The 15,612-nt window shown below is 61.8% G+C and carries 11 protein-coding genes; 8 read left to right on the top strand and 3 right to left on the bottom strand.

Translation table 11 applies throughout. The features are described 5' to 3' along the window. Positions 1-2: 2 nt before the first annotated feature. From ABDX87_RS24735 to ABDX87_RS24720, 4 genes are read left to right on the top strand one after another with little or no spacing between them, the layout of a single operon-like run. On the top strand, positions 3-1,190 hold the full coding sequence (locus ABDX87_RS24735) for an ABC transporter substrate-binding protein (protein WP_346830242.1): 1,188 nt from the start codon (positions 3-5) through the stop codon (positions 1,188-1,190). A 34-nt stretch (positions 1,191-1,224) separates the two neighbouring features. Next, a complete protein-coding gene (locus ABDX87_RS24730) occupies positions 1,225-2,094 on the top strand; it encodes a branched-chain amino acid ABC transporter permease (protein ID WP_346830241.1) in 870 nt (289 codons plus the stop codon). A 5-nt stretch (positions 2,095-2,099) separates the two neighbouring features. Next, complete coding sequence (locus ABDX87_RS24725) at positions 2,100-4,583, top strand: branched-chain amino acid ABC transporter ATP-binding protein/permease (protein ID WP_346830240.1); 2,484 nt, start codon at positions 2,100-2,102, stop codon at positions 4,581-4,583. Continuing rightward, positions 4,580-5,893 (top strand): amidohydrolase family protein, encoded by a 1,314-nt coding sequence (locus tag ABDX87_RS24720; protein ID WP_346830239.1) that lies wholly within the window; start codon positions 4,580-4,582, stop codon positions 5,891-5,893. Before ABDX87_RS24725 ends, ABDX87_RS24720 begins: the two co-directional genes overlap by 4 nt. Positions 5,894-6,018: 125 nt before the next feature. Here the strand turns inward: ABDX87_RS24720 and ABDX87_RS24715 are convergent, their stop codons facing one another. After that, a complete protein-coding gene (locus tag ABDX87_RS24715) occupies positions 6,019-6,711 on the bottom strand; it encodes a GntR family transcriptional regulator (protein WP_346830238.1) in 693 nt (230 codons plus the stop codon). Positions 6,712-6,842: 131 nt separating this feature from the next. After that, entirely contained in the window at positions 6,843-8,414 is a 1,572-nt protein-coding gene (locus ABDX87_RS24710; protein ID WP_346830237.1) for a gamma-glutamyltransferase family protein, read from the bottom strand. Between the two features lie 228 nt (positions 8,415-8,642). Here ABDX87_RS24710 and ABDX87_RS24705 point away from each other — a divergent pair, with 228 nt between their 5' ends. From ABDX87_RS24705 to ABDX87_RS24690, 4 genes are all read left to right on the top strand, one after another. Continuing rightward, the gene (locus ABDX87_RS24705; protein ID WP_346830236.1) at positions 8,643-9,566 is read left to right on the top strand and encodes an amidohydrolase family protein; all 924 of its coding nucleotides are present in this window, start codon (positions 8,643-8,645) and stop codon (positions 9,564-9,566) included. Positions 9,567-9,636: 70 nt separating this feature from the next. Beyond that, the gene (locus ABDX87_RS24700; RefSeq protein ID WP_346830235.1) at positions 9,637-10,980 is read left to right on the top strand and encodes an MFS transporter; all 1,344 of its coding nucleotides are present in this window, start codon (positions 9,637-9,639) and stop codon (positions 10,978-10,980) included. A gap of 149 nt (positions 10,981-11,129) precedes the next feature. Further along, positions 11,130-11,795, top strand: a complete 666-nt coding sequence (locus tag ABDX87_RS24695) for a hypothetical protein (protein WP_346830234.1) — start codon at positions 11,130-11,132, stop codon at positions 11,793-11,795. A 14-nt stretch (positions 11,796-11,809) separates the two neighbouring features. Beyond that, positions 11,810-12,496 carry a tetratricopeptide repeat protein gene (locus ABDX87_RS24690; RefSeq protein WP_346830233.1) on the top strand — a complete coding sequence of 229 codons (687 nt, stop codon included), beginning with the start codon at positions 11,810-11,812 and terminating at the stop codon, positions 12,494-12,496. Positions 12,497-13,158: 662 nt separating this feature from the next. On the opposite strand, the gene ABDX87_RS24685 is transcribed toward ABDX87_RS24690, so the two are convergent. Next, positions 13,159-15,522: a DNA polymerase II gene (locus tag ABDX87_RS24685; protein WP_346830232.1), complete on the bottom strand. Its 2,364-nt coding sequence runs from the start codon at positions 15,520-15,522 to the stop codon at positions 13,159-13,161. Between the last annotated feature and the right edge of the window lie 90 nt (positions 15,523-15,612).

Here is a 15,612-nt window from a genome sequence, read left to right as displayed (position 1 = left end):
CCATGTCATTCCGGCTTCCAACCCTGCAGCGTCTGTTGTCCCCCACGGCTGCGGCCTTCTCTCTGACCCTTGCGATGTCCACCGGCGCCCAGGCGGCAGAACCGCCGATCAAAGTCGGTCTGGTAGCGGCGCTCTCCGGGCAGTCTGCGAAATCCGGGGAAGCCTTGACCCGTGGTCTGACCATGGCCATCGATGAGGTCAATGCCCACGGCGGGGTGTTGGGGCGCCCGCTGGAACTGGTGCGCCGGGACGATGAAAGCAACCCGTCCAAAGGCATGCTCGCCGCCCGCGAGCTGATTCAGCGGGAGAAGGTCACCGTGCTGTTCGGCGGCCTCGACACGCCGGTTTCGCTGGCCATCGTGCCTTTGGCGAACCAGCTGAAAGTCCCGTTCATGGGCATCTGGGCGGCCGGGACCAAGATCACCGAAAATTGCGCAGCGGATAACTACGTGTTCCGCGTCTCGGCCGTCGACGAACTCGTTGACGAAGCGCTGGTGAAATATGGCGCTGACCAGGGCATGAAGAAGCCGGGGATGATCCTCATCAACAATCCCTGGGGCGAATCCAACGAGGCTGGCTTCAAACGCGCGCTGGAGAAACGCGGTCTTGAGAATGCCGGTGTCGAGCGCATTCAGGACAGCGATCTGGACGTGGTCCCGCAATTGACCCGATTGAAAAATGCAGGCGCCGACACCCTGCTGATGGTCGGCAACGTCGGCCCCTCGGCGCAGGTGGTCAAGTCACTGGACCGCATGGGTTGGGACGTGCCGGTGGTGTCGCACTGGGGCCCTGCGGGTGGACGTTTCGGCGAACTGGCTGGACCGAGCGCCTCGCGCGTGCACTTCATCCAGACGTACGTGTTCACCGAGCACAACAACGCCAAAGGCGACGCCCTGCTGGCCTCGTTGAAGACTGCCTACCCACAGATCAAGACCCTGGCGGACGTGACACCCGCGGTCGGCATCGCCAACGCCTATGACGCCTTGCACCTCAGCGCACTGGCCATCGAAAAGGCGGGCAGCACCGACGGCAAAGCCGTACGCGACGGCTTCTACGGCATCACCGACTACGACGGCCTGATCAAGGATTACAAGCAGCCGTTCACGGCACAGAAACATGACGCACTGGGGCCGGACGACTACGTGTTCACCCATTTCGTCGGCGACCAGATTGTCCCGCTCAAGCCTTGATTGACGCCATCACCGCACGCTAAGGAATCACGCCATGTTTACCGCCGCCATCGTCACCGGCCTCGGTCTGGGCAGCATGTACGCCCTGCTCGCCCTGGGCTTTCACCTGACCTATGTGGTCTCGCGCACCGTCAACTTCGCTCAGGGCAGCGCGATGATGGTCGGCGCCGTGCTGGGCTACACGCTGTGCATCACGTGGGGTTTATCGCTGTGGCTGGCGCTGCCGCTGACACTGTTGCTCAGCGCGCTGTACGGCCTGGTGATCGAACGGTGGCTGGTGCGGCCGTTCCACAGCCGTGGCTCCCAAGCCTGGCTGATGGCGACGGTGGCGGGCGGCATCCTGGTGGACAACCTGGCGCTGTTCACCTTTGGCAAAGAGCCGCGTCAATTTGAAAGCAGCCTGGTGAACCTCAAGGTCGAGGTGTTCGGCAACGGCATCGGCGCCTTGCAGCTGCTGATTCCGTTGATGGGCGCGGCCATCGCCCTTGCGCTGTTCCTGGTGCGCCGCTACACGCGTCTGGGCAAGGTGCTGGAGGCCTGCGTGCAGAACCCCAAGGCAGCGATGCTGATGGGCATCAACGTCAATCGCGTGGTGGCCATCGCCTTTGCGGTTTCGACGGTGTTCGCGGCCATCGCAGGTCTGCTGATCGCCCCGCTGTTCAGCGTCAACGCCGAGATGGGCATGTTGTTCGGCCTCAAGGCCTTCGCGGTGGCGATTCTCGGCGGCATCTCCAGCGCCGGCGGCGTGTTCGGGGCCGGGCTGCTGTTCGGCCTGACCGAAGCGCTGATCACCCTGTATTTCGGCTCGGCGTTTACCCAGATCTTTACCTTCGCACTGGTGATTCTTGCCTTGGCGATTCGTCCCAACGGCCTGTTTGGCAGCCAGGCACTGGTGAAAGTATGAAAGACATGAAACCCCTGTTAGGCCCTGCGTCCATCGCCGTGCTGGCCCTTGTCAGCGTGATTGCGATCTTCACACTCGACAGCTATTCCCTGCTGGTCTTCACCCTGTGTGCACTGGCCGCCGTGGTCGGTATCGGCCTCAATGTATTGATCGGCCTGAGCGGACAAATCTCCTTCGGCCACATCGCCTTCTATGCCATCGGCGCCTACGTCTCGGCATTGATGACCCTCGCGGGCTTGCCGCTGTGGCTGGCGGTTCCAGCGGCGGGCGTGGTGGCCGGTGGTGTCGGCGCGTTGCTGGCCATTCCCGCGCTGCGCGTCACCGGCCCCTATCTGGCGATGATCACCATCGCGTTCTCGTTTGTCGTGCACCACAGCCTGATCGAATGGCGTGACGTCACAGGCGGTTCGAATGGGCTGATGGGTATCCCGTTGCCGGCGTTTGCGGGCATGGACCCGTCGATCTTGCTGGCGTTGATCGCCACCGCCCTGATGATCGGCGCATTGGCGTTTTACCAGCGCGTGCACCACAGTGGCTGGGGCAAGGCAATGCGGGCGGTGAAGGCGTCGGAAATCGCTGCGCGCTCGCTGGGGTTCAATCCGGTCGTGAGCAAAACCCTGGCCTTCGCACTGTCAGCGCTGCTCACGGGACTGGCCGGCGCCTTGCTGGCCCCGTTGTTGATGTTCATCAACCCGGAGTCGTTTCCGTTTTCACAATCGATTCTGTTCGTACTGGCTGTGATTGTCGGCGGCAGCGGCACCTTGTTCGGCCCGGTGCTCGGCGCCTTGCTGATCGTGCTGGTGCCGGAACTGCTGTCGGATTTCGCCGAATACCGCCTGCTGATTTTCTCGGTGTTGCTGCTGGTGGTGCTGTGGATCGCCCCCAACGGCCTGCTTGGCTCCCTCGCCCGTCGCTGGATCAAACCGACGCTACTGACGCCGCCGGGCCAGATCAACGCTAAACGCATGGCTGACTTCCTGAGCACTCGCGCGCAGGGCGATGGCCTGCACATTCGCGACATCGGCATCCGTTTCGGCGGCGTGCAGGCGGCGCAGGGCGTCAGTTTGCACGCGCCGGCCGGGAGCATCACCAGCATCATCGGTCCCAACGGCGCGGGCAAAACGACGGTGCTGAACATGATCAGCGGCTTCTACACCCCGGACAGTGGACAGATCGAACTCGGCCAGCCGCTGGCCGGATTGCCCGCCTGGAAAACGGCTCGCGCCGGGATCGCACGGACCTACCAGACCACCCAGCTGTTCGGCGAGATGTCGGTGCTGGACAACGTGCTGGTGGCGATGCAGAAAGGCCGTCTGGGTTTTATCTTCAATCGCGCCACCGCCGGGCAACGCTCGCTTGCACTGGACTTGCTGGCACTGGTGGGCTATCGCGGCGCGGTGAACATCGCCGCCGACGACCTCCCCCACGTCGACCGTCGCCTGGTGGAAATTGCCCGGGCGCTGGCAACGGCGCCTTCGGTGTTGCTGCTGGATGAACCCGCTGCGGGCTTGAGCCGCCGTGACACCGATGCCTTGGCGATCCTGTTGAAGCAACTGGCTGGCTATGGTCTGACTGTGATGCTGGTCGAGCACGACATGGCGCTGGTCATGTCGGTGTCCGAACGCCTGCTGGTGCTGGACGCGGGCAAGCCGATCACGGTCGGCACGCCGCTGGAAGTGCAGCAGAACGAGCGAGTGATCGCCGCCTACCTCGGCGGAACCGAGTATCAGGCGACACCCCGCGATGAAGCCTGGAACGGCAGTCACGACGCGCGCCTGTACGTGAAGGATCTGGTCATCGACTACGGTGCAGCGCCCGTGGTGAACAAGGTCAATCTAGTGGTCAACCCCGGCGAGCTGGTGGCGATTCTCGGCGCCAACGGCGCGGGCAAATCGAGCATCCTGCAGTGCCTGGCGGGCCTGCATCGTGCGTCAGGCGGCAGCATCCTGCTGGACAACGAAAACATCGAACAGGCCAGCGCCAGCAGCATCGCGGGACAGGGCCTGGCGCTGGTCCCCGAAGGTCGTCAGGTGTTCCCGTACCTGAGCGTGCGCGACAACCTGCTGCTGGGTGGTTATTCACGGCGCGAAGCGTTCGATGCCGAGGCGGAAATCGAAGCGATCCTCACGCGTTTCCCGCGTTTGCGTGACCGGATCGACAGCCCGGCCGGCCTGCTTTCGGGCGGCGAACAACAGATGGTCGCGGTGGGTCGCGGACTGATGGCGAAACCGAAAATCCTGCTGCTGGACGAACCGTCGCTGGGCCTGTCGCCGTCGATGATTGGCGAACTGTATGACGCGCTGGCCGCCCTGCGCGACGAAGGCGTGACACTGTTGCTGGTGGACCAGATGGCCAACCTTGCGCTGCAAGTCGCCGACCGTGCGTATGTTCTGGAAACCGGCTGCGTGATCAAGTCCGGCAGCGCCGCCGAACTGCGCGAAGACACTGAACTGGCTGCGGCCTATCTGGGCGAAGGAGCCTGCGCATGAACGCCTTGATCATTACTCATGCCCGCGTGGGCGAAGCGTCCGGCCTCGCAACGCTTTACGTTGAGAACGGACGCTTCGTCGAAGCACTGAGTCGGGATATCACGACCTGTGAAACCCTCGATCTTAAGGGTCAACTGCTGCTGCCCGGGTTGATCGAAACCCACATCCACCTGGACAAGGCCTGCATCATGCAGCGCTGCCAGTTGCAGGCGGGCACCCTGGCCGAAGCCGTGCAACAGACACGTGCCGCCAAGGCTGAATTCACCGAGCAGGATGTGTATCAGCGCGGAAGGCAGGTGCTGGACAAGGCGATCCTGCAAGGCACCACCCACATGCGCACCCATGTCGAGCTGGACCCGCAGATTGGCTTGACCGGCTTCAATGCGATCCGCCGCTTGCAGGCCGATTACGCGTGGGCAATCACGCTTGAGATCTGCGTATTTCCGCAGGAAGGCATGCTCAACAATCCCGGCACCGAGGCGCTCTTGCGTTACGGCCTGGAGAATGGCGCGTCGGTGCTGGGCGGCTGCCCTTATACCGACAACGATCCGCTGGCACAGATCGACCGATTGTTCGAACTCGCCATGGAATACGACTGCGATCTGGACCTGCACCTGGACTTCGATCTCAACCCCCAAGGGATGACCATCGAGCACGTCGCGCGCTGCACGGAGCAACACAACTGGGGTGGGCGGGTAACCGTCGGGCACGTCACCAAGCTGTCGACGTTGCCGATGGAAACGTTGATCGGGTTGGGGATACGTCTCGCCGAAGCCGGCGTGCAAGTGACCTGTTTGCCAAGCACCGACCTGTTCCTGACCGGCCGCGAGCACTTTCACAACAAGCCTCGAGGCCTCGCACCGCTGGCGCACCTGCACGCATGCGGGGTCACCTGTTCGGTGTCGACCAACAACATCGGCAACCCGTTCACGCCCTACGGCGACGCCTCATTGGTGCGCCAGGCCAACCTGTTCGCCAACGTCAGCCAGATGGGCACGGCGGCGGAGTTGCTGCAGTGCATGGGCTGGGTCTCGAGCGAGTCTGCGCGAATGCTCCGCTTGAAAGATTACGGGCTGACGCCGGGCTGCAACGCAGACTTCATCGTCTTCGATGCCGCCTCACCTGCCGCAGTCATTGCTGAAATCAGCGCACCACTGATGGGCTACAAGCACGGGAAGCGAACGTTTGAGCGGCCGCAAGGCCGGTTGCTCATACCCGATGGCTCAGACACGTGTTTCAGCACTGACATCACTCACTCAACGCGAGTTTGGGGCTCAATTCCGCAGGTCGGGGATGCCCTGTGGGAGTGAGCTTGCTCACGAAAGGGCCGGTCCATCCACCCCATCTCCCGCGCATCGAATGACGCGTTCGTGAGCAAGCTCACTCCCACAGGTGATTTTTTTATCAAGCGAGTGGCTTCGATCAGACGCCGTCTTCAGTCACTCAACGCTTGCTTGAGGTTGAACTCTTCAGGCGCCGACGCTTCCAGCGCCAGCTGCCCTTCCAGCTCATCCAGATGCTCGAGCATCACGGCAACGGCCTTCTCATGGTCGCCTTCTTCAAGGGCAGTGATGATCTGTTGATGCTCGTCCGACGCGCAGGACGGCACGTCGTTGCGCTGATACAACGCCACGATCAGCGAACTGCGCACCATCAGGTTGCCGAGTATATCGCTGAGCACGCTGTTGCCGCAGATGGCGCCGAGCATCAGGTGAAACTCGCTCAGCTCACGCACGATCGCCCGGCGGTCGGTGTCGTTGGTGGCCTTGCGCTCGTTGTTCATGTGGGTTGCGATGCGCTGGCGCTGCTTGCGCATGATCGCCGGGGTGATGGACTCGACGATCGCGCGCTCAATGGCGCGTCGGGCGCTGAAGATATCCCGCGCCTCCTTGGCCGTCGGCTGCGACACCATCGCGCCACGGTTGGCCTCGATGGTGACCACCTTCTGCAAGGCCAGGCGCTGCAACGCGGCCTGCACATGGTTGCGGTTGGCGTGCAGGGTTTCGACGATCTGCGCTTCGATCAACCGTGTGCCGGGCGGCAGGCGGTGCTGGGCAATGGCCTTGTACAACGCATCGACGATGCGCTGAACCTCAAGCTGTTTGGCGGTGACAGTGCTCAAGCCCATCCATTCCTCGTTTCTGCAGAAAACCTTCTGCCGCGCGCAGGGGTGGCGGGCGGGGCAACGGGCAGCATTATCCGCCAGTGCCCGAGGCACGGCAAACCCGGCGTGCGGTGGTCGTTTAACCATCGGCACCGCTATGCCTTCAGCCCCAACCCGACCCCCTCGCCACGGGGATCGTGCATGGCGTGAAGCAAACCGTCGCGTTCGATGCTGATGATCCCTGCATGGCCTGTCATCGGGCTTTGCGCCGGGATCAGTTCCACTTCATGGCCCCGCTCTGCCAACCCCGCAACGCTGTCGGGGCTGATATCGCTTTCCAGTTTCAGGTTGTCCGTGCTGTCGAAAAAGCTGCGACCCAACAGAAAACGCGGCATGCGCAGCGCACGATCAACGGGCTGGCGGTAATCGATCAACTGCGTGGCAAGCACCATCTGGGTCTGTGGCTGACCGTCGCCGCCCTGGGTTCCGAAGAAGAATCGGCGGCCGTCATCCGCCAGATAGCTGGACGGGTTGAGCGTGTGCGCCGGACGCTTGCCGGGCGCCCAACCGTTGACATGCGCGAGGTCGGCATTGAAGCCCGCCGCGCGGTTCTGCCAAAGCACGCCCGTGTCACCCAGGATGCAACCGGAGCCGAAGTCATGAAACAGGCTCTGGATCAGACATGCAGTGCGGCCTTCCTGGTCCGTGGCCGCCATCCAGATGGTGTCGGCCGGACGACCCGGTTCGTTCCAGGGCGAGGCCCGCTGATCGTCTATCGCCGCGGCATAGGATCGAGTGCTGTCGGGGGAAAGGCTGGCCGCGAAGTTCCAGTCACTGTGCGAGGGGTCGCACAGCTCCGCGTTACGACGCAGCAGGCCCTGTTTGATCGCCTCCACCAACAGGTGGTAATAAGCCGCGCTGCCATTGCCGATCCCCGCCAGCGACTTGTGCTGCAACGCACCCATTGCCTGCAAGGTGTACAGGCCCTGACTCGGCGGCGCGACGTTGAACAACTCTCCCTGACGGTAACGCACTGAAATCGGCGCCACCTCCGGCGCCTGGGTCGCACGCAAATCAGCTTGGGTCAGCCCACACCCCAACCGCCCGAATGCCTCGCCAAAGGCAGTCGCGAGTTCGCCCCGATAGAAGTCCTCGACGCCATGATGCGCGAGATGCCGCAAGGTGTTCGCCAGCGCCGGCTGACGCAACACATCGCCCTCGCGCATCCAGCGGCCTTCTGTGCGGCACAGCGAGTGCAAGTCCGGCAACTGCTCGATCAATGGCTGGCGCAACGTTTGCCAGAACAATTGAGACTGCGACACCGGCACGCCCTGGTCCGCCATCATTGCCGCGTCACCGAGCACGTCAGCCCAACCGAAGCGCGAACCCCACTCATGTCGGCTGATATTGGCCGCCGTCTGCCAGCTGGCCAACGCACCGGCAGTGCTAGCCACCGAACTCGGTCCCCGCAACCCTATGCTCCCCGCGTCAGGCAAGCGCATGCCTGCCTGCCCGATCCCCACGATGGTGCGCACCTTGCGGTCGTGGATCATCCACAGCGCATCGCCGCCCAGCCCGGTCATGTGCGGGAAAACGGCACTGAGCATTGCGCTGGCAGCCAGCATTGCATCGATAGCCGTCCCTCCGGCCTCGAGAATACGCAGCCCGGCAGCACTGGCCTCGGCATGGGGAGTGGTGATCACCGCACGGAGTGAAGTCGCAATCATGAATGAGGGTCCTTGTGCATATTGCTAGCTATTTATTTTCTGGTAGCTAGCAAAGCAAAAGGTATGCCGTGAAGTGTCGCTATAACCCCTCGTTATCCAGGGGTCTCAAATACTCATTGGTTCGGCATGACGAACGCCTCCATATTCATCCCATAACAACAAGTCAGTCATCGAGGTCATTGTCATGCTTCGCTTCACTCCTCCCGCCCGCACTGACGTGTGCAGATCATGAACCCCGACCGCCGCGATCCGCGCACCCTTGAGGTGATCGACGCGCATCATCATTGCTGGGATCTGTCCCAAGGCAACTATCCGTGGTTGCAGCAGGATTATCTGGGCGAGCAGTTTTTCCTAGGACCGTACGAACAACTTCGCCGTAACTATTTGCCAGACGACTACCGCGCGGACACCGAGGGCTATCGCATCGTGGGCACGGTGCACATCGAGGCGGAGCGCTCGCGCACCCAGCAGGTTGAAGAGACCCGGTGGCTGCATCAGTTGCGCGAACGCACCGGCCTGCCGACGGTGCTGGTGCCACACGTGTCGTTCACCCAGCCCGACCTGATCGAGGTGCTGACCGCACACACGGCCTTTGCGCACGTGCGTGGCATCCGCTCCAAACCGGTCACGGCTTCAGCGCCGGGTATTTCAGTGCAAGGCCAGCCAGGCACCCTCCAGGATCCCGCCTGGCTAGAAGGGCTGTCGCAGCTGGAAAACTTCGGATTGTCTTGGGACCTGCGTGTGCCCTTCTGGCACCTGCTGGAAGCCGCAGATGTGGCGAAGCAGTTTCCCGGCATTCGCATCATCCTCAATCACACCGGCCTGCCGCTGGACCGTTCCGAAGAAGGTCTGGCGGCGTGGCGCGAAGGGATGGAAGCGTTGGCGGACGCGCCCAACGTCTACGTGAAGCTCTCGGAACTGGGCTTGCGCGGTGGCCGCTGGGACCCGGTCTCCAATCGTCAGGTCCTGCGCGACGCACTGTCGATCTTCGGCAGCGAGCGCGCGGTGTTCGCCAGCAACTTGCCGGTCTCGGGCTTGAGCGCCCGTTTCGAAACGCTGTTCGCGGGCGTACTCGATGCCGTGTCCGACCTGGATCAAGTCGCTGTCGACAACATCTTCGCCAACAACGCCCGTGCTTTTTATCGAATGTGATGCCTTCACGGATCACCGTTTAACCCCGTTAACGCTCTGCACCCGATAACTCCAAGAAAAAGGCCAGAACATGAACACCACACACAGCGCATCCCCGTCAGCGGGGACAGTGGCAGGTGCTGCCACTTACGAAGACACCCTCTTTCGCAAGATCGCCTGGCGCCTTTTGCCCATCCTGATGCTGGGGTATCTGGCTGCGTCAATCGATCGGGTCAACGTCGGCTTCGCCAAGCTGCACATGGCTCAGGAACTGGGCTTCAGCGACGCGGTATACGGGTTTGGCGCAGGCGTGTTCTTTCTCGGTTACTTCCTGTTCGAAGTGCCGAGCAGTGTGATTTTGCACAAGGTGGGCGCGCGCCTGTGGATCGCGCGGATCATGGCGACCTGGGGCATTATTTCCGCGCTGACGATGTTCGTCAGTTCGCCGTGGCAGTTTTATCTGGTGCGCTTTCTGCTGGGGGTTGCCGAAGCGGGCTTCATTCCCGGGGTTATCTATTACCTGACCCTGTGGTTTCCGTCGCAACGACGCGGTCGGATCATGGGCGTGTTTTACATCGCCCTCGCCCTGGCCGGGTTCATCGGCGGGCCGATTTCGGGGCTTATCCTGCAAACCATGCAAGGGGTCGGTGGGCTGGCGGCGTGGAAATGGCTGTTCATCATCGAAGCCATTCCGACGGTGTTGATTGCGATGTTGGTGGTGACCAAGCTCGACAACAACGTGCAGTCGGCGAAATGGCTTTCCCCTGAAGAGCGGCACCATGTGAAAACGCTGATCGACGCCGAGTCGCAGCAGAAGAGCCACATGTCCTTGCGCGTGTTGTTCGGCAACCGGCTGGTGCAGGTCATGAGCCTGATTTTCTTTTGCGACATTTTCGCCATGTACGGCCTGGGCTTCTGGATGCCGACGCTGATCAACAACATGGGGGTCAAGAACGACCTGAGCATCGGCCTGATGTCGGCACTGCCGAGCCTCTTTGCCGTCGTCAGCATGATTCTGGTCAGCCGTCATTCAGACCGCACCGGCGAGCGCCGCCTGCACTTGATGCTGTTGTACGCCCTGGGCGCAATCGGTCTGAGCCTGTCGATCGTCTGGCAACACAACCCGACGCTGGGCATCTTCGCGCTGTGCATCGCCAATATGGGGATCCTCGCCATTCCGGCGCTGTTCTGGAACCTGCCAACCGCCATCCTGGGAGGCGCGGCGGCCGCCGCCGGGATCGCACTGATCAACTCCTTCGCCAACCTCGCCGGTTTTCTTGGCCCGTATCTGGTGGGCTACGCCAAACAACTGAGCGGCAACACCGAGTCCGCCGTGTGGTTGATGGTCGTTGTGTTGGTGGTCGGCGGCCTGTTGATTCTGACGGTGCCCGCAGAGCGGGTGAACAAGTCGCCAGCGCTGTCTGGCGCGAAATAATGCAAACCCTCGATGGCGATCTGGATGATCGCCATCGAGGTTCTTAACGGGGCGTTTCTGCAACCATGCCCCCTCTCGCCAAGCCTCTTTCGTTAAAGTTCGCGACCCGGAGGCCGACAGACTCCTTTTCCCCGTCACGGATGATTTAAATGTTCCGCCCTCTTTTTACCGGCGTTGCCCTGCTCGCCGTTGCCTCCACGGCCCATGCCCAGACCGTCACCACGCCTGAACAACTGTTCACTGAATTCTCACGTTGTGATGCGCGTTTCTTCGAAAGCCTGCGCGACGCCCGACTGCCTGCCGACACCCTGCGACTGAGCGATTATGGCTCGGTCAAGGCGCCGACTATCATGAGTCCGCTGCAGGAAGGCGGCACGTACCAACACTTCGAAACGCCCCTGACCATCAACGGCGTGCGCATGGTCGGCTACTACAACCAGGCCGAGACCATTAAAGACGTCGGAAACTTCCTGTTCTGGGGGTTCGTGGCCGATGGCACACCGCAGGAAGTTGCCGCAAAACTCAAGCCGCTGATCGTTGATAACGCGCGTTTCGTGACTCAGGGCAAAGCCATTACCCGCGCAGAAATTCGCCGCGTTGGTGACCCGATCGGCCAATGGCGCACCCAGGGGCTGACCGGTCCCGGCGTCGCCACGCCATTTGGTTTTGTTGACCGGGTGCTGATGGTTGACACAGGTGACAGTAAACCGCCGCTTGCCGGACACACCACCGTGTTCTGCTCGCTACAAGGCACCGTGACCGCGCCGCTGTTGCAGGTCTATCGCCCTGACCTCAACGCCCACCTGCTGGACTGACAAGGATGTTTTTCATGACTGCTCGCTGGCCCGCATTGATCGCCTGCTCCGTCATCCTCACCGGGTGTGCCGGGATGCAGAACCCGCAGAAAGCCAACCTGGCTCACTGCCGTAATCAGCTTCAAGCGTCAAAAGCCGAAAATTACACGCTGGTGCTGCAAGAAGGTGAATTGTGCCTGCAGAAAAATGCGCTTCCCACCTCACTGCAAAGCGTGATCTACGCGGTACAGGCTGATGCCTATAACAACCTGAAGCGCTTTCCCGAAGCCGTGACTGCCAAGGAAAAATCCATGCAGCTGGCGGTCAAGCCCGACCCACGCGACAACCTGGATTTGAGTTACATGTACCGTGGCGCCGGCAACCCGAAAAAAGCCCTCGAGCTGGTGCAGTACAACCTCGACAACGGGTTGGGTGAAGCTGGCAAGGGTTCTGGCTTCCACATGCCGACCTACTACCATCTGGGCCTTGCGCTCACGGACCTGGGTCAATACCGAGAAGCAGCCGAAGCTTTCAGCACCGGCCTTCAGCGCCAACCGGACTACGCCTGGGGTTACTACGCACGCGGGATCGCCTACGACCATCTGGGCGACAAGGACGACGCCAAGGCCGACTTTGTGAAGTTCTCGCAGATTGCCAACAAGAAGTACGTGCTGGCGGAGCAGAAGGCCAAGCTGGACGAGTACAGGATCACCCTCCCCTAACCACAAAGCCGCGTGTGGGATCAACCATGAAAACTGTGACTGACACACAGCATTCGCTGCCGTCGTAACCTCCGACGTCTCCCACCTAGACCGGGTAAGCCCAGATGTCGTGGCAGTCCCAGAACCTGTGGGAGCTGCTGGAGGTTACGGCAGTGGCGAATGCGATGCGGCAGTGACATCAACGGTGTCTGACCCACAGCATTCGTTGTCGTCGTAACCTCCGACGTCTCCTACATGGACCGGGTAGACCCAGAGGTCGTGGCCACCACACAACCTGTGGGAGCTGCTGGAGGTTACGACAGTGGCGAATGCGGTGGACCAGTGACATTAACGGTGACTGACCCACCGCATTCGCTGCCGTCGTAACCTCCGACGTCTCCTACAGGGAGCGGGTAGACCACAGAATCTGTTGCTGCCTCAAGACCTCTCAACCGGGCAGACCCAGAACCTGTAGCTGCCGTAAGACCTGTGGGAGCTGCTGGAGGTTACGACAGTGGCGAAGGCGGTGGACCAGTGACATCACCGTTGACTGACACACCGCATTCGCTGCCGTCGTAACCTCCGACGTCTCCTACAGGTAGCGGGCAGACCCAGATGCCGTGGCAGTCCCAGAATCTGTGGGAGCGAGCTTGCTCGCGAAAGCCCCCGGGAGGTCACCCACTTCAAAACAACCCCATCTGCCCACCGATCAGCGTTTCGAAATCGTCGTCCACGAACGGCAGGATCGCGTCGGCAATCGGTTGCAGTTGCCGGGTAATGTAGTGGTCGTAGTCGATCGGTGCGCTGCGCACTTCCAGGGGTTCGGGGCCTGCGACGCTGATCACGTAGCTGATCCACCCGCGATTCTGGTATTGCAGAGGCCGGCCATGCTCGTGGTTGTACGCGTCAGCGATTCGCGCGGCGCGCACGTGGGGCGGCACGTTGCGTTCGTAGTCGTCCAGCGGGCGGCGAAGGCGTTTGCGGTAGATCAGTTGATCGTCCAGTTCCCCCGCGAGCGTCCGACGCACGTAGTCGCGCACGTAATCCTGATAGGGACGCCGGTTGAAGATGCGCAGATACAGCTCCTGCTGGAAGGCCTGCGCCAGGGGCGACCAGTCGGTGCGCACGGTTTCCAGGCCTTTGTAGACCATTTCGTCCTCGCCGTTGGACCGTGTGACGAGGCCGGCATAGCGCTTTTTGCTGCCCTCCTCGGCCCCTCGTATGGTAGGCATGAGGAAGCGTTTGAAGTGGGTTTCGAATTGCAGCTCCAGCGCGCTTTCCAGCTGATAGACGTCACGCAGATGCTCGCGCCACCAGTCGTTCACGCCCTTGACCAGCGCCTTGCCGATCTGCGCCGCTTCTTCCTGGCCGTGGGGACGTTTGAGCCAGACGAACGTGGAGTCCGTGTCGCCGTAAATAACCTCGTAACCCTGCGCTTCGATGAGCTGGCGAGTCTGACGCATGATCTGATGCCCGCGCAGGGTGATCGACGAGGCCAGACGGGTGTCGAAGAAGCGACAGCCACTGGAGCCGAGCACCCCGTAGAACGCGTTCATGATGATTTTCAACGCTTGCGAAAGCGGTGCGTTGCGCTCGCGTTTAGCCGCTTCGCGACCTTCGGCTACCCGTGAAACGATCGACGGCAGACAGTGCCGGGTGCGCGAGAACCGCGCGCCGCGAAAGCCCTCAACCGAGTCACTGTCATCCGGATGTTTGAGGCCTTCAATCAAGCCCACCGGATCGATAAGAAAGCTGCGGATGATCGACGGATACAGACTTTTGTAGTCCAGCACCAGCACCGACTCGTACAGACCGGGGCGCGAATCCATGACAAAACCACCGGGACTGGCCTCCGGCATCCGCTCGCCCAGATTCGGCGCGACGAACCCCTGGCGATGCATCAAGGGCATGTACAAATGCTCGAATGCCGCGACCGAACCTCCGCTGCGGTCGGCGGGCAATCCGGTCACCGTGGCGCGCTCCAGGAGAAACGTCAGCAGCTCGGTTTTCTCGAAAATCCGCGTGACCAGTTCGCAGTCCTTGAGGTTGTAACGCGCCAGCGACGGCTTGTCCTCGGCGAACATGCGGTTGATCTCGTCCATGCGCTGGTACGGATTGTTGATCGCCTTGCCTTCGCCCAGCAGCGTCTGCGCGACATTCTCCAGACTGAACGAGGGGAAACTCCAGGTTGCCGACCGCAGCGCCTCGATACCGTCGATGATCAAACGCCCCGCCGCCGAGGCAAAATAGTGGTTGTTGCGCGCCCCATGCTCGCGCCAGCCCATGGCCTCACCGTCGCGCCCCAGGCGCAACGGTACATTCAGGCGCCGGGCGTGCTCGTGCAGCACGCGCAGGTCGAACTGCACCACGTTCCAGCCAATGATCGCGTCGGGATCGTGCAGCGCCAGCCATTCATTGAGTTTTTCCAGCAACCCTTCGCGGCTGTCGCAGTAATCGAACTTGAAATCGACCTGAGAGACATCGCCATTGGCCGGCCCGAGCATGTACACCTGACGCTCACCGCAGCCTTCCAGCGCGATGGAATACAGCTCGCCACGCTCGGTGGTCTCGATGTCCAGCGACACGAGCCTCAACGTCGGTCGGTAGTCCGGGGCCGGTCTCATCTGCGCGTCGAGCAGCACGCCCTGAGCGTCCGGTGTGCCACTGAACTGCACCGGCGCGGTGATGAAGCGTTCCATCAAGTAACGCTCGGGCGGACGCACATCGGCTTCGTAGACGTCGACGCTGGCACGGCGCAGGTCTTTTTCCAGGTTCATCAGTTGGCGATGCTGGCGGGTGTACAACCCCAGAACGGGACGATGGCGAAAATCGCACAGTTCCAGCGGCCTGAGTTCGACGCCCTTCTCGTTGCGCAGCACCGCTTCGGCACGCTCGCGGTGCTGTTCGGGAATGAAGGCGGTGGAGATCTGCGGCTGCAACCGCAGGCGCCTGGGCCCGCGATCGGTTGCCAGCCAGAATTCGACCTCCGTCCCCGCGTCGGTGTCGCGCCAATGCCGAGTCAGGACGAAGCCCTGCTGTAATTCCACCTCTGCAACCTCAAAAACCCAATTTCAGAGGCAGGATTCTACGGCCATCGGCGTATGAAAGCCCGTCACACCACTGTCGTCTCGTTCGCA

This window comes from Pseudomonas abietaniphila, from assembly GCF_039697315.1.
GTDB lineage: Bacteria > Pseudomonadota > Gammaproteobacteria > Pseudomonadales > Pseudomonadaceae > Aquipseudomonas > Aquipseudomonas abietaniphila_B.
The sequence above is the reverse complement of the archived record's forward strand: the minus strand, read 5'-3'. Positions and strand labels throughout refer to the sequence as shown.

Excerpts from the sequence above, each read along its gene's own strand:
- ABDX87_RS24700 (WP_346830235.1), top strand. The coding sequence starts at position 9,637 with ATGAACACCACACACAGCGCATCCCCGTCAGCGGGGACAGTGGCAGGT.
- ABDX87_RS24710 (WP_346830237.1), bottom strand. The coding sequence starts at position 8,414 with ATGATTGCGACTTCACTCCGTGCGGTGATCACCACTCCCCATGCCGAG.
- ABDX87_RS24735 (WP_346830242.1), top strand. The coding sequence starts at position 3 with ATGTCATTCCGGCTTCCAACCCTGCAGCGTCTGTTGTCCCCCACGGCT.
- ABDX87_RS24705 (WP_346830236.1), top strand. The coding sequence starts at position 8,643 with ATGAACCCCGACCGCCGCGATCCGCGCACCCTTGAGGTGATCGACGCG.
- ABDX87_RS24725 (WP_346830240.1), top strand. The coding sequence starts at position 2,100 with ATGAAACCCCTGTTAGGCCCTGCGTCCATCGCCGTGCTGGCCCTTGTC.
- ABDX87_RS24720 (WP_346830239.1), top strand. The coding sequence starts at position 4,580 with ATGAACGCCTTGATCATTACTCATGCCCGCGTGGGCGAAGCGTCCGGC.
- ABDX87_RS24715 (WP_346830238.1), bottom strand. The coding sequence starts at position 6,711 with ATGGGCTTGAGCACTGTCACCGCCAAACAGCTTGAGGTTCAGCGCATC.
- ABDX87_RS24695 (WP_346830234.1), top strand. The coding sequence starts at position 11,130 with ATGTTCCGCCCTCTTTTTACCGGCGTTGCCCTGCTCGCCGTTGCCTCC.
- ABDX87_RS24690 (WP_346830233.1), top strand. The coding sequence starts at position 11,810 with ATGACTGCTCGCTGGCCCGCATTGATCGCCTGCTCCGTCATCCTCACC.
- ABDX87_RS24730 (WP_346830241.1), top strand. The coding sequence starts at position 1,225 with ATGTTTACCGCCGCCATCGTCACCGGCCTCGGTCTGGGCAGCATGTAC.